Below are 13,645 nucleotides of genomic sequence, written 5' to 3' on the forward strand. Positions count from 1 at the left end.
GACGGGCCGGTGGAGGGGAGCCTGCTGAGACGACCGCCGGTCCAGAGCTTGGCCGTCTGTGAGCGGTTTCAGGCATGCTTTTGCTGACCTGATGCTGACTTCGCTGACCCGCAGTCAGGTCATGTGGGGGTCAGCTGTGAGCCCCGGGCGACGGCCGGGGCTCGGGAGGAACGGGTGGGGCCCCGGTGCGCCGACGCACCGGGGCCCCACCCGCATCACCACCGTCTCGACAAGGTCACACCGCGTTCTCCGCGCGGGCGACCAGGTCCAGGGCGATGTCGGTGATCATGTCCTCCTGGCCACCGACCATGCCGCGGCGCCCGACCTCGACGAGGATGCTGCGGGTGTCCAGGCCGTAGCGCGCGGCAGCGGCCTCGGCGTGGCGCAGGAAGCTGGAGTAGACGCCCGCGTAGCCCAGGCTGAGGGTCTCGCGGTCGACGCGGACCTCGCGGTCCTGCAGGGGGCGGACGATGTCGTCGGCGGCGTCCATGAGCGGGAACAGGTCGCAGCCGTGCTTCCAGCCCATCAGGTCCGCGACGGCGATGAAGGCCTCCAGCGGGCAGTTGCCCGCTCCGGCGCCCTGCCCGGCCAGCGAGGCGTCCACGCGCCGGACGCCCTCCTCCACGGCGACGACGGAGTTGGCCACGCCGAGGGCGAGGTTGTGGTGGGCGTGGATGCCCAGCTCGGTGGCCGGGTCGAGGACGTCGCGGTAGGCGCGGAAGCGGTCGCGGACGCCGTCCATGGTCAGGCGGCCGCCGGAATCGGTGACGTACACGCAGTTCGCGCCGTAGGACTCCATGAGCTTGGCCTGGCGGGCGAGTTCGGCGGGCTCGGTCATGTGGGACATCATCAGGAAGCCGGCCACGTCCATGCCCATCTCGCGGGCGGCGGCGATGTGCTGCGCGGAGATGTCGGCCTCGGTGCAGTGGGTGGCGACCCGGACGGAGCGGATGCCGAGAGAGTAGGCCTGCTTGAGGTCGTGGAGGGTACCGATGCCGGGCAGCAGCAGCGTGGTGGGCACCGCCTGCCGGGTGGCGTCGACGGCGGCCTCGATCCACTCCCAGTCGGTGTGGGCGCCGACGCCGTAGTTGATGCTGGAGCCGGACAGGCCGTCGCCGTGAGCGATCTCGATCGCGGCCACCCCGGCGGCGTCCAGGGCCGCGGCGATGGTGCGGGCCTGCTCGACGGTGTAGCGGTGCCGGACGGCGTGCATGCCGTCGCGCAGGGTCACGTCCTGGATGCACAGAGCGGGCGGGGTGGCGGCGGTGCCGTTGGTCTCCGTCGCGGTCATCGTGCGGCCCCCTCGGTGGAGCGGTGTGCGGCCATGCGCTCTGCGGTACGCAGCGCGGCCGAGGTCATGATGTCGAGATTTCCGGCGTAGGCCGGGAGGTAGTGTGCGGCGCCCTCGACCTCGAGGAACACCGAGACCTTCGTCGCCTCGGTGCCGGCGGCCCCGTCAGGCAGCAAGGATCGCAGCGGATCGTCGTCCGCCACACGGTCGAACTGCACCTTCTGCTTGAGGCGGTAGCCGGGCACGTACGCCTGGACGCGGCCGACCATCTCCTCGACGGAGGCCGTGACCGCCTCGGTGTCGCAGTCGGAGACCAGGCAGTGCACGGTGTCGCGCATGATCAGCGGCGGCTCGGCGGGGTTGAGGATGATGATCGCCTTGCCGCGTGCGGCGCCGCCGACCTGCTCGATCGCCGAGGAGGTGGTCTCGGTGAACTCGTCGATGTTCGCCCGGGTGCCGGGGCCCGCGGAGCGGGAGGAGATGGAGGCGACGATCTCGCCGTAGTGGACGTCGGTGACGGCGCTCACCGCGGCGACGATCGGGATCGTGGCCTGACCGCCGCAGGTGACCATGTTGACGTTCGGCACATAGAGGTGGGCTTCGCCGTTGACCGGGGGCACCACGTAGGGGCCGATGGCCGCCGGGGTGAGGTCGATCAGGGTACGGCCGAGGGGGCGCAGCACCTCCTCATGGCGCTTGTGGGCGCCGGCGGAGGTCGCGTCGAAGACGATCCGCACGTCGGCGAACTCGTCCATCGTGACGAGACCGTCGATTCCCTCGTGGGTGGTGGCCACCTTCAGGCGGCGGGCGCGGGCCAGGCCGTCCGACTCCGGGTCGATGCCGGCCATCGCGGCGATCTCCAGGGTCTCGGACAGGCGCAGCACCTTGATCATGAGGTCGGTTCCGATGTTGCCCGACCCGATGACCGCCACCTTGGTCCGGGCGTTGGTCTCGCTGCTCACGCGTCGTCTCCTTCTGCTGCTTCTGCGGCGAACCCGACCCGCACGGAGCCCAGGTTCGAGATGCGGGCTTCGAACACATCGCCCGGGGCGGCCACGGCCATCGGCCCCAGGGCGCCGGTCAGCACCAGGTCACCGGCCCGCAACGGGTCGCCCATGCCGGCGAGGGCGGAGGCCAGCCAGGCGGCGGCGTTGAGGGGGCTGCCGAGACAGTCGGCGCCCGTGCCCTCGGAGGCCACCTCGCTGTTGCGGGTCATCGTCATCCGTACGGAACGGAGGTTGACCGCGCTCAGCGGCACCGGGGAGCCTCCCAGGACGTACAGCCCGCAGGAGGCGTTGTCCGCGACGGTGTCGGTGATGGAGATGTCCCAGTCCTTCACCCGGCTGTCGACGATCTCCAGGGCGGGCAGGGCGAAGTCGACCGCACGCAGCACGTCGACGACGGTGCACTCGCGGTGCGGCAGGTCGCTGCCCAGCACGAGCGCGACCTCAGCCTCCACCTTCGGCTGCAGCAGCCGCCCGACAGGCACCACGCCGTCCTCGGGCACAGCCATGTCCGCGAACAGCGCGCCGAAGTCCGGCTGCGCCACGCCGAGTTGCTGCTGAACGGCCCGGGACGTCAGGCCGATCTTGCGGCCGACGATCCGGCGGCCGGCGGTCAGGCCGCGCTGGACGTTCAGCCACTGGACGAGGTAAGCGGTCTCGATGTCACCGTCGTCGAGGAGCGTGCGCACCGGCGGGCAGGCGGTCCCGGTGCGGGCGGCCTCCGCCAGCGCGTCAGCGGCCTTGACCACGGCCGGCGAGACGGCGTCCGGCGGGACGCGGTCAGGGACGGTCGGCACGGGCTACCTCCAGAAAGAGGGAAGGGGGGCGGGGGCTCTCGATGCCCCTGTGGCATCTCTCGGTATAGACACCACGTCCCCGCTGCGACAATCTTTGTTCCGTGACACGGAACAACACCGGCGGCAGCATGCTGGAAAAGGCTACGCTGATCCTCGAATGCTTCCGATCAACCGGCGGCCCTTACCGCCTGTCGGAACTTTCGGAACGCACGGCCCTGCCCAAGCCGACGGTGCACCGCCTGGCGGCGGACCTCGTACGCCTGGGGTGGCTGGAGCGCTCGGGTGCCCACTACCGGCTCGGCGCGAAGCTGTTCGAACTCGGCTCGCTGGTACCACGCCGCCGCGATCTGCGCGAGACAGCCCTGCCCTTCCTGCAGGATCTCTTCGAGGCAACCCGCGAGACCATCCACCTCGGAGTCCGCGAGGGCCTGGAGGTCGTCTACCTCGAGCGCATCCACGGCCACGACGCCCTGCAACTGCCCTCCCGCATCGGCGGCAGCCTGCCCCTGACCTGCACCGCAGTGGGCAAGGCGCTGCTGGCCTTCTCCGGGGCCGAGCTGACCGAGGAGGTGCTGTCCGGGCCGCTGCCGAGCCTCACCCCGTTCTCGATCACCGACCCGGCACGGCTGCGCATGGCCCTGGAGAAGACCCAGGTGTCGGGCCTGGCCTACGAGGAGCAGGAGGCCGCACTGGGAGTGAGCTGCATCGCGGCCCCGGTGTTCGCCGGCGGCACGGCCGTGGCCGCCCTCTCCGTGGCGGTCCCCCGCTCTCGTTTCCGCCCAGCCCAGCTGGCTCCGGCGGTACGAACGGCCGCCCTGGGCCTGTCCCGCGTCCTGCGCGGAAGCGTCTGACCGCGGCACGCTCACGGCCGGCGCTCACGCCGGAGGCCAAGCCGGCTCTGCCGGGAAGACCCGCGACGACGAGTACGAACGCCGATCTCCGTGCCCTGAGGAGTCAACGCGACGGCGCTGAAGAGCCGGGTACGCTTTCGCTCATGCGGGTAAAGGCTGCGGCATGATCGACGGTCTCGAACGGGCCGTACGGATGCTGGATCTCTTCTCCTCCGACGCTCCCGAGTGGACGGTCAGCGACGTGTGTCGCGCACTCGACCTCCCCAAGACGACGGTCTGGGACTACATGCAGAGCATGGCCGCTCTCGGCCTTCTGCGTCGCACGGGGCGCGGCCGCTACCGGCTCGGATGGCACTCCTTCCAGCTGGGACTCCGCGCGCGGATGACCTCGGAGATCTCCGGTCCGGCTTGGTCGGAGATGCGCGACCTGGTCGACGCCCACCACGAGACGGTTCAGCTGGCGTCCCGCTATCGCGGCGAGGTCGTCTACCTGGAGAAGATCGCACCGCCCACCGGGGTCCGCGTCAATGCGACACGCGTGGGCGAACGGCTCCCGGCTCACTGCACAGCGGCCGGCAAGGTGCTGTTGGCCTATCTCTCCCCCAGTGAGCTCCGAACCCTCTATGGCGAGCTGCGGCCCCTCACCGCTCGTTCCATCAGCACGTTCTCCGCGCTGGAGACGGAGCTGTCCGCAGTTCGCGAGCGCGGGTACGCCCTGGACGTCGAGGAAGCCGTCGAAGGCATGTGCTGTGTCGCCGCACCGATCAGCAATCGACACGGCGACGTGTCGTGGGCACTGAGTATGAGCTTCCTCGAGTACCGGCTGCCCACCCATGGGGATGCGTACGCCCGCGCGGTGCTCGATGCAGCTCGGCGGCTCTCCGAACACACACCTTGACCCGACCCGTCGGACCGGCTGGCTCCCGAGAGGCGGCGCTTCGGCGTCTGTTCGGCTGAGCCGAACAGCGCGTTGTCGACGGATGTGAGGCAGGTTACGGTCACGGAAACACCGCCCCCTCGTGAATCTCAAACCTGGTTCGCACTGCCGCGCTGTTCGCGCAAGCCGTAATAGCGCCGAGCGCTCCACTTTCTCCAGCGCGTCCCCGGTTCACTGCAATGGAGTTTTCCCGATGACGAATGCAAGCAACAAGGCGAGTCGACGGATCGGAATCGACATCGGAGGCACTTTCACCGATCTCTTCGTAATCGAAGGGAACGGCGAGTCTCGCATCTACAAGTCCCCGACCACCCCGCACGACCCTTCCGTCGGCCTGCTGAACGGGTTGACCAAAGCGGCCGGCAGCTTCGGTGAGTCGCTGGAGGACTTTCTCGGCGGGGTGTCGACGATCGTGCACGGCACGACGATCGCGACCAACGCCGTCCTGACTCGTCAAGGGGCGAAGACGGGCTTCGTCACGACGCGCGGCTTCCGTGACCTGCTGAACATGCGCCGCGGCATCCGGGAGCGTCAGAACGATTCCAAGTACGCCCCACCGGTTCCGCTTGTCCCCCGGGATCTCATCGCCACGGTCCGCGAACGTATCGACGTATCGGGCCATGAGATCGTCGCGCTGCACGAGGAGGACGTGCGTACGGCAGCGCGTGAATTCCGCGAGCAGGGCGTCGAAGCGGTCGCGGTCTCCTATCTGTGGTCCTTCTTGGATCCCGCTCACGAACAGCGCACCGCAGAAATCCTGCGCGAGGAACTCCCCGGCGTTTTCGTCACGATATCCAGCGATGTCGTGCCGCAGATCCGCGCCTATGAGCGACACAGCACCACGGTGCTGAACGCCTTCGTCGGACCCAAGCTGCAGAACTACCTGGCGAACATCGAGCAGCAGCTGGCAGACCGCGGCTTCGGCGGAACCCTGCTCATCGTGCAGTCCAACGGCGGTGTGATGTCGCCCGAGGTCGCCAGTGAGTCGGCCGTCAACGCCCTCATGTCCGGCCCGGCGGCCGCGCCGGGCGCGGCCCTGCAGTACGCCCGCCGGCACGGCTCCGAGGACGTCATCGCCGTCGATATGGGAGGCACCAGTTTCGACGTCGCGCTGGTACGTGACGGCGAGTCACTGCTGACCAGCGACAGCGAGATCGGCGGCTATCGCGTTGCCCTGCCGATGCTGGACATCCACACCGTGGGAGCGGGTGGCGGCTCGCTGGTGTGGGTGGACTCCGGCGGCATCCTCCGGGTCGGTCCGCAGAGCGCCACGGCCAACCCGGGTCCTGCCTGCTACGGCCGCGGTGGCGAGAATCCCACGACCACCGATGCGGACCTCCTCATGGGCTACCTCAACCCGGACATGTTCGGGGACGGTGCCTTCACCCTGGACGTCGAAGCGGCCCGCACGGCCGTCGAGGAGAAGGTCGCGAAGCCGCTGGGGCTCTCGGTCACCGAAGCGGTCGAAGGCATCTACCGCGTGGTGAACGCGACCATGGCCGAGGCCGTCAGCGCCGTGTCGGTCAAGCGCGGCATCGACCCCCGGGAATTCACCATGGTGGTCGCCGGCGGCGCGGGCCCGATCCACGCCGTGCCGATCGCACAGGAACTCGGGATCAACCGCATCATCGTCCCCCGCGAGTCATCGGTGTTCTGCGCCGTCGGCACCCTGCTGACCGACCTCAAGCATCTGTACGCGCGCACCTTCGTCTCGGACGTGGACTCCCTGGATCTGGACCGGGTCAGCGAGCTGTACCGGGAGATGCGGGACGAGGCCGTCGAGACGCTCCGCTCGGAGAACGTGGAGGACGACGCGATCGACCTGGTCTTCAGCGCCGACGTGCGGTACATCGGCCAGTTCACCGAGATCGAGGTCCCCGTGACCTTCAACGGTGAACTCACCCGGGAGTCGCTCAAGCAGCTGGTCATCGACTTCGAGGGGAGGCACGAGGTCCTCAACGGCTACGCCATGCCGGGGCAGGCCACCGAGCTGATCAACGTGCGCCTCACCGCGCTGGGCCGCACCGCCAAGCCTGCCCTCGCCGACTACGCCTCCGCAGGCGAGGACCCCTCCGCTGCGCGCAAGGGCACCCGTGAGGCGATCTTCTCCAGCTCGCCCGTCCAGACCGACGTCTACGACGGTCTCGCCCTGCGCCGTGACAACCGCATCCTCGGCCCCGCGATCATCGAGCAGCCCACCACCACCGTCGTCCTCCTCGAGGGCTACGCCATGACGGTGGACTCGCAGGGCAACTACGTCATCGAGCCGGCCAACTGACCGGCCTGAAGGGAAGCAATCCGATGGCACAGACCCACCCCACGTCCAACCCCATTCTCGTGGCCGTGATCGGCAGCGCCCTGGACGGCATCACCAGCGAGATGGGCCAGACCATGCTGCGCACGTCGCGCTCGCCGATCTTCGTGGAAGCCCGCGACTTCGCGACGTCTCTCTTCAGCGCAGACGGCCGGCTGCTCGCCCAGACCCACTACATTCCCGTCATCGGTGGGGCGACGCCGTTCGCCCTGCGCGCCATCGCGGAGTTCTTCGGTGACGACGTGCACGACGGCGACATCTTCATCCACAACGATCCGTTCAACGGCGGCTCGCACCTGCCGGACATCACCATCGCCCGGCCGGTTTTCTGGGACGGCGAGCTCGTCTTCTGGGCGACGACCAAGGGACACAACGTCGACGTCGGCGGCGGCGGTGTCGTCGGGTTCAACCCCGGAGCCCGGGATGTCCTGGAGGAGGGTATCCGCATCCCCCCGGCCCGCGTCGTCGAAAGGGGCCGGCTGCGGCGTGACACCTGGGAGCTCATCCTCTCCAACGTGCGGATGCGCGCCCTGGTGGAAAGCGTGCTGAACTGCCAGATCGGCGCCACTGCGATCGGCGAACGGCGCCTGAGGGCGCTCCTGGAGAAGTACGGCCGGCAGACCATCAGCGACGCCACCGACGAGCTGCTGCAGGCGAGCGCACGCCAGGTCCGCGCCGCGATAGCCGACATCCCCGACGGCGAGTACAGCGCCGACGCACTGATCGACAACGACGGCATCGACAAGCACCGGTCCTACCGGATCGCCCTGACGGTCAAGGTCGACGGCGAGCACCTCACCTTCGACTTCAGTGAGAGCGACGAGCAGGCCAAGGGCTTCATCAACAGCACGATCGCCAACACCGTCTCCTCGGCCCATCTGGCCCTGTTCGGCTGCATCGACCCGGACATCCGCTACAACGCCGGTGCGATCGAACCGATCGACGTCGTTGCCCCCGCAGGCTCCATCACCAACCCCGATGACCCGGCGCCCGTCGCCGCGTGCACCGTCCCTACCTGTGAGGCCATCGCCTCAGCGGTCTGGGTGGCTCTCTCCCAGGCCATTCCCAGCCGCGCCCACGCCGGCTGGGCCCGCTGGTGCACGCCGGCCACGATGGGGACCAACCCCCGCACCGGGCGTCACTTCGGCGACCTCCACTTCCTGGGCAAGGGCGGCAGCGGTGCCACCGAGGGCTTCGACGGCTGGGACCACCTCTCCCCCTCGAACACCCTGGGCGGACTGCGCACTCCGGACCCCGAACTGCACGAGCTGGACACGCCGTACCTGCTGGAGGAGCTCGAGTACCTCCCCGACAGCGCGGGTGCCGGCCAGTGGCGCGGCGGTCTCGGCGTGCGTTACCGGTGGCGGATACTGGCCGACGACATCGCCTGCGCCACCTACGGCAGCGGCTTCAAGCCCGAGACCGCGCCCGTGGGCCTGCTCGGCGGCAAGCCCGGCATCGTCCAGAGCCTGACCCTGTCCCGCGCCGGCGCCGACCCCGTCGAGGTCGAGTCCAACTCGTTCTACACCCTCAACAAGGGCGATGTCTTCGAGGTCATCGCGAGCGGTGGCGGCGGGTTCGGCGATCCGCATCTCCGTCCCGCCGAGCTGGTGTTGCGCGACGTCCGGGAAGGCATCGTCTCGATCGACGCCGCCCGTACCGTCTACGGCGTCGACATCGACCCGGACACCCTGGAAATCCGTCAGGACCGGACCCAGAAACTGCGCGCCGCGGGCTGACCACCGCGCCCCATCCTCCTTTCGAGCAACAAAGGAAGTCCCCCCATGGCCAACATCAGCCTCGCCGTGGCCGCGAGCCACGCTCCTGGCCTGGTCGGCATGTTCGATCAGGCGCCCCGAGAGTCACAGCAGGTGGTCAGCTCCGCCTACGGTTCGTTGACACGGCAGATCCGTGAGGCCGATCTCGACGTGATCATCATGATCGCCAACGACCACATGGCGAACAATCGCATCCGGGAGTACCCGGATTTCATCGTCGGCATGGCACCCGAGCACCGGGGACCGGCCGAGTTCTTCAAGGACTGGCTGGCGTGCGGCGAATACGCGATTCCCGGCCGCCCGGACATCGCCGAAAAGATCTTCAACGGTCTGAACCAGCGGGGCGTGCATGTCTCCGCGACCCGCGAAAACCTGAACTTCGACGACAACATCTCGGTCCCGGTGGTCAAGACCGAGATCGAAGCCAGCGGCGTTCCGATCATCCCCGTCCTCCAGAACGTCACGGTCCCCCCCTTCCCCGATCAGCACCACTGCTATGAGATCGGTCGGCAGCTGGCCGATGTCATCGCGCACGACCTGCCGTCCGACCTGCGCGTCGGCCTCTTCGCCACCGGCGGCATGAGCCACGAGCCCGGAGGCGTCCGGGACTTCTGGATCGATGAGGACTTCGACAACTGGTTCCTCGGCCTGCTCGGGAACGGCGACCACGACAAGGTCCTGGCCGAGGTCACCCTGCAACGGCTGGAGGAGGCCGGCAGCGGCGGCACCGGAGAGCTGCTGAGCTGGATCCTCGTGATGGGAGCGATCGGCGAGCGGCCCTGCAACGTCCTCGGGTACACCGCCTGGGACAAGTGGCGCTGCGGCATCGGTGCCGTCAGCTGGGACATGACCTCGGCGCCTGCCGGACGCTGAAGAGGAGATCGCCATGAGTCTGGAAAGCATCAACCGAGCCCTGGTCTCTCACGATCTGGTGCAGGACCTCAAGTGGAACGCCGACCTGCGCCAGGAGTTCGAGAAGGACGAGTCGGCCGTGCTCGACCGCTATGAGCTGACCCCGGCCGAGCGCACCGCCATCGAGGAACGGGACTTCCGTACCCTCTACGACCTCGGGTTCCACCCCTACCTCGGGGCACAGTTCGCGCGGATCCTCTTCGCCAACAACAAGTCCGGCGCCACCAGCGCCGTCCAGCAACTGCTGGCATCGATCCGTCAGGAACGGGATCCCGGCCGCGGCGAAGCGAGCGAAGCGTGACGCGCAAGTCCGCCCCCCCCGGCCCCGGCTGACGCGCCGGGGCCGGGGGGCCGCCTCCATGAGCTGCCTGCCGGACCCGGCACCGTACGAGTCGGGGTGATCGATCCGGCGGCACCGCCGGTGCTCACGGTCGACCCCGGCGACGAGGTCACCCTGTCGACCTGGGGGCATTGGGGCAATCGGGTCACGCCGGACACCGTCATGGAGGACTTCCCAGCCCTCCGAGCGGCCTTCCCGGACGCCCTCGGGCCCCACTCGCTCACCGGCCCCGTCCATGTGCGCGGAGCGCGTCCCGGCGACACCTTGGTGGTGGACGTGCTGGCGCTCACACCCGCAGCACACGGGTTCAACCTGGTGGTGGCCCAGCCCCGTGGCAGGGGCGTCCTGCGCGACCGGTTCCCCGCGGGAACGATCCGCCACTTCGAGCTGGACCGCAGCTCCATGACCACCACCCTCGGTGGCAAGGTGAGCGTGCCCCTCAAGCCGTTCCTGGGCATCATGGGGGTGGCGCCGGCCGAGGACGGTCCGCGGAGCACGGTGGAACCCGGCCCCTTCGGCGGCAACATGGACCTCTCCGAACTCGTCGTCGGCTCCCGTCTCAGACTGCCCGTCTTCCGGGACGGCGCCGGCTTCTACTGCGGCGACGGCCACGCGGTCCAAGGGGACGGCGAAGTGAACCAGACCGCCATCGAAACCGGCATGGACCATGTCCGGTTGCGGTTCACGGTGGAACAGGGAGTGCGGCTGCGTACCCCCCGGGCCGAAACCGAGACTCATTTCGTCTCCACCGGTTTCGGGGCGAACCTCGAGGACGCCGCCCATGACGCGGTGGACGATCTGGTGTACTGGCTGGTCGAGGAGGGGCTCGATCCAGAAGAGGCCTACAGCCTCTGCTCCATCGCTGCGGATGTCCGCGTGACCCAGATGGTGAACAACGTCGTGGGCGTTCACGCCGTCATCGAGAAGTTCACCCGCCGGCCATAACCGGTGTCTCGGCCGGTGCAGGACAGCACAGTGAAAGGAATTCCGATGACCACCATCGATATCCCCGAATACCGGACCAACGACTTCTTCGGTCTCGAAGACAAGTGGTTGCCCACCGCTGACGGCGAGCTCACCCACTACCACGAGCTCGGCGAAGGGACCCCGATCCTCTTCCTGCACGGCTCGGGGACCGGTGTCACCGCCGCCGCCAACTGGTGGCTGAATCTGCCTCACCTCGCCGAGCAGGGGCGCTGCGTCGCTATCGACTCCATCGGCTACGGCCAGACCGTCGTGACGCCGGGCACCGCATACGGGATCCGAGAGTGGGGCCGGCATGCGCTGCGGGTCCTCGACGCATTGGGCATCGACAAGACCTGGATCGTCGGCAACTCGATCGGCGGCTGGGTCGCCCTGCAGCTCGCCATCGACGCCCCCGAGCGTCTCCTTGGCATCGTTTCGATGGGCACCGGAGGCGCGAAGAAGACCGCAGCGTTGGCCGGCCATGCCAAGCCCGAACTGTCGCCGGCCGGCATCCGCCGCACCCTGGAACAGTTCGTCGTGGACACGGACTTGGTCACCGACGAACTGGTCGACCTGCGCTATCAGGCGGCTCTGAACGACAGCGCGTCGAGCCGACTGCAAGAGGTCGTGGCAGCCCGCGACCGCGACCGCGACATGCTGCCGCTCGACCTCGATGCACTCTCGAAGCTGGAGATACCCGTGCTGCTGATCCACGGGATGCAGGATGTGGTCATCCCCGTCTCGCGGACGTGGGAACTTCTGCACACCATCCCTGACGCCGACGCACACCTCTTCAGCCAGTGTGGCCACTGGTCCCAGGTCGAACGCGCCGAGGAGTTCAACGAGGTGGTCAGTCAATACCTCCGCAGGCACGCGAACTGCCGCTGATCGCTATTTTTCCCACGCCCCGGCCCCTCCCCTTCCCTCGCTTCACCCCAACCTCTCAGCACAGGGAGCAGTCATGTGTGAGCTGGAAGTTTCCGATATCGAAAGCGGTCATTCGCCGACCGCAGTGCAGCGGCGACACCTCCTGCGGGGCGCCGGCGGAGCCCTGGCGGTGACCGGCCTGCTGGGAGCGGGCCTGGCCACGCCGGTGTCCGCCGCCCCGATACGGTCCTCCAAGCGGGCCGCCGCGGAGCTCGTCCTCCTGGGCACCCAAGGCGGGCCCCCGGTGGAGCCCGACCGTATGGGCATCGCGACCGCGCTGGTCGTCGACGGTGCGACATACCTGATCGACTGCGGTCGCGGCGCCACGACCCAGTACCTGCGGGCCGGCCTGAGGTTCGACGACCTCAAGGCCGTCTTCCTCACGCACCTGCACGCCGACCACGTGGCCGACTACTACAACTTCTTCCTGCTGGCCGGGGGACTGCCGAACAGCCGCAACGACGTCATCACGACCCCGGTCCCGGTCTACGGGCCCGGCCCCGCCGGGGCCCTGCCGGCCAAGTTCGGCGGCGGCCAGGCACCGACGGTCGACCCCGGCAACCCCACCCCGGGCACGTACGACCTCACCCAGTCCTGTCACGACGCCTACGCCTACAGCAGCAACGTATTCCTGCGGGACTCGGGGATCGCCGACATCCGCACCCTCGTCGACGTCCACGAAATCCGGCTCCCGGACGTGGGGGCCGACCCCCTGACCCAGCGGGCGCCGGCGATGAGACCGTTCCCTGTGATGGAGGACGACCGGGTACGAGTCAGTGCCGTGCTGGTCCCGCACGGCCCGGTCTTCCCCTCCTTCGCCTTCCGCTTCGACACCGACCACGGCTCGGTCACCCTCTCCGGAGACACCACCTACACCGGCAACCTGGAGACACTGGCACGCGGCTCGGACCTCCTGGTACATGAGGCGGTCAACGTCCAGGGCGCCACACTGTCCCCGGCCTTCCGCAGCCACCTGCTCCAGTCCCACGTGGAGGTCCAGAAGGTCGGCGCCATCGCGCAGCGCTCCGACGTCCCCCGCCTGGTGCTCTCGCACATCGGCGATCAGGCCGTACGGCCGATCAACACCGCCCGGTGGCGCCGCTGGGCGCAGCAGGGCTACGACGGCAGGGTCCACATCGGCAACGACCTCGACCGCATTCCACTGAGGTGAATCCTGGGGCGCCGCCGTAGTGATGCTGCACAGCGAGCGGGTGTCGTTCCGCACCGGAACCCGTCCGCTCCAATCCGGGTCTTCGAACTTCAGCGGTGCGTCGTCCCGAGTGGCTCCACCCGGACCGTCTGCCCGTCGCACTGCTGATGCCGGTAGCCCGGCGCTGCCGACGCCGGTCGTTCACTGACCAGGTCCCCCAGCTATCGGCGCGGATCACCATGCGACTGCGGGTCGCGGCCGGACACCGGACAGGCGAAGCCGGGTCCACCGTCATCCAGGCCGCCCGTGATCCGCACCTGTCCTGGCCGACCGTGATGCAGGCCTTCCGCGGGCAGGCCCGCGAAGCCCTCGACGCGC

The 13,645-nt window shown here is 68.8% G+C and carries 12 protein-coding genes; 9 read left to right on the forward strand and 3 right to left on the reverse strand.

Going from position 1 to position 13,645, the window contains the following annotated elements:
• Positions 1–235: 235 nt before the first annotated feature.
• From dmpG to N6H00_RS06915, 3 genes are read right to left on the reverse strand one after another with little or no spacing between them, the layout of a single operon-like run.
• Complete coding sequence (gene dmpG / locus N6H00_RS06905) at positions 236–1,291, reverse strand: 4-hydroxy-2-oxovalerate aldolase (RefSeq protein WP_268970681.1); 1,056 nt, start codon at positions 1,289–1,291, stop codon at positions 236–238.
• A complete protein-coding gene (locus N6H00_RS06910; RefSeq protein ID WP_268970682.1) occupies positions 1,288–2,253 on the reverse strand; it encodes an acetaldehyde dehydrogenase (acetylating) in 966 nt (321 codons plus the stop codon). Before N6H00_RS06910 ends, dmpG begins: the two co-directional genes overlap by 4 nt.
• On the reverse strand, positions 2,250–3,092 hold the full coding sequence (locus tag N6H00_RS06915; RefSeq protein WP_268970683.1) for a 2-keto-4-pentenoate hydratase: 843 nt from the start codon (positions 3,090–3,092) through the stop codon (positions 2,250–2,252). The genes N6H00_RS06910 and N6H00_RS06915 overlap by 4 nt, the downstream gene beginning before the upstream one ends.
• A gap of 128 nt (positions 3,093–3,220) precedes the next feature.
• Here N6H00_RS06915 and N6H00_RS06920 point away from each other — a divergent pair, with 128 nt between their 5' ends.
• The 9 genes from N6H00_RS06920 (at position 3,221) to N6H00_RS06960 (ending at position 13,288) form a co-directional block, all read left to right on the forward strand.
• Positions 3,221–3,943, forward strand: a complete 723-nt coding sequence (locus N6H00_RS06920; protein WP_268976862.1) for an IclR family transcriptional regulator — start codon at positions 3,221–3,223, stop codon at positions 3,941–3,943.
• Between the two features lie 163 nt (positions 3,944–4,106).
• On the forward strand, positions 4,107–4,841 hold the full coding sequence (locus tag N6H00_RS06925) for an IclR family transcriptional regulator (protein WP_268970684.1): 735 nt from the start codon (positions 4,107–4,109) through the stop codon (positions 4,839–4,841).
• Positions 4,842–5,073: 232 nt separating this feature from the next.
• A complete protein-coding gene (locus N6H00_RS06930) occupies positions 5,074–7,158 on the forward strand; it encodes a hydantoinase/oxoprolinase family protein (protein WP_268970685.1) in 2,085 nt (694 codons plus the stop codon).
• Positions 7,159–7,181: 23 nt separating this feature from the next.
• Positions 7,182–8,933, forward strand: a complete 1,752-nt coding sequence (locus N6H00_RS06935) for a hydantoinase B/oxoprolinase family protein (protein WP_268970686.1) — start codon at positions 7,182–7,184, stop codon at positions 8,931–8,933.
• 45 nt (positions 8,934–8,978) lie between these two features.
• Positions 8,979–9,845, forward strand: coding sequence for a hypothetical protein (locus N6H00_RS06940; RefSeq protein WP_268970687.1), 867 nt, complete (start codon positions 8,979–8,981; stop codon positions 9,843–9,845).
• 13 nt (positions 9,846–9,858) lie between these two features.
• Positions 9,859–10,185, forward strand: coding sequence for an extradiol ring-cleavage dioxygenase (locus N6H00_RS06945; protein ID WP_268970688.1), 327 nt, complete (start codon positions 9,859–9,861; stop codon positions 10,183–10,185).
• Between the two features lie 96 nt (positions 10,186–10,281).
• Positions 10,282–11,169 carry an acetamidase/formamidase family protein gene (locus tag N6H00_RS06950; RefSeq protein ID WP_268970689.1) on the forward strand — a complete coding sequence of 296 codons (888 nt, stop codon included), beginning with the start codon at positions 10,282–10,284 and terminating at the stop codon, positions 11,167–11,169.
• Between the two features lie 45 nt (positions 11,170–11,214).
• On the forward strand, positions 11,215–12,078 hold the full coding sequence (locus N6H00_RS06955) for an alpha/beta fold hydrolase (protein ID WP_268970690.1): 864 nt from the start codon (positions 11,215–11,217) through the stop codon (positions 12,076–12,078).
• 73 nt (positions 12,079–12,151) lie between these two features.
• The gene (locus N6H00_RS06960) at positions 12,152–13,288 is read left to right on the forward strand and encodes an MBL fold metallo-hydrolase (protein WP_268970691.1); all 1,137 of its coding nucleotides are present in this window, start codon (positions 12,152–12,154) and stop codon (positions 13,286–13,288) included.
• The last annotated feature ends 357 nt before the right edge of the window (positions 13,289–13,645 follow it).

Source organism: Streptomyces sp. S465, assembly GCF_026898115.1.
Classification (GTDB): Bacteria; Actinomycetota; Actinomycetes; order Streptomycetales; family Streptomycetaceae; genus Streptomyces; species Streptomyces luomodiensis.

Coding starts and splice junctions, on each gene's coding strand:
- N6H00_RS06925 (WP_268970684.1), top strand. CDS start 4,107: ATGATCGACGGTCTCGAACGGGCCGTACGGATGCTGGATCTCTTCTCC.
- N6H00_RS06940 (WP_268970687.1), top strand. CDS start 8,979: ATGGCCAACATCAGCCTCGCCGTGGCCGCGAGCCACGCTCCTGGCCTG.
- N6H00_RS06945 (WP_268970688.1), top strand. CDS start 9,859: ATGAGTCTGGAAAGCATCAACCGAGCCCTGGTCTCTCACGATCTGGTG.
- N6H00_RS06920 (WP_268976862.1), top strand. CDS start 3,221: ATGCTGGAAAAGGCTACGCTGATCCTCGAATGCTTCCGATCAACCGGC.
- N6H00_RS06955 (WP_268970690.1), top strand. CDS start 11,215: ATGACCACCATCGATATCCCCGAATACCGGACCAACGACTTCTTCGGT.
- N6H00_RS06930 (WP_268970685.1), top strand. CDS start 5,074: ATGACGAATGCAAGCAACAAGGCGAGTCGACGGATCGGAATCGACATC.
- N6H00_RS06960 (WP_268970691.1), top strand. CDS start 12,152: ATGTGTGAGCTGGAAGTTTCCGATATCGAAAGCGGTCATTCGCCGACC.
- dmpG (WP_268970681.1), bottom strand. CDS start 1,291: ATGACCGCGACGGAGACCAACGGCACCGCCGCCACCCCGCCCGCTCTG.
- N6H00_RS06935 (WP_268970686.1), top strand. CDS start 7,182: ATGGCACAGACCCACCCCACGTCCAACCCCATTCTCGTGGCCGTGATC.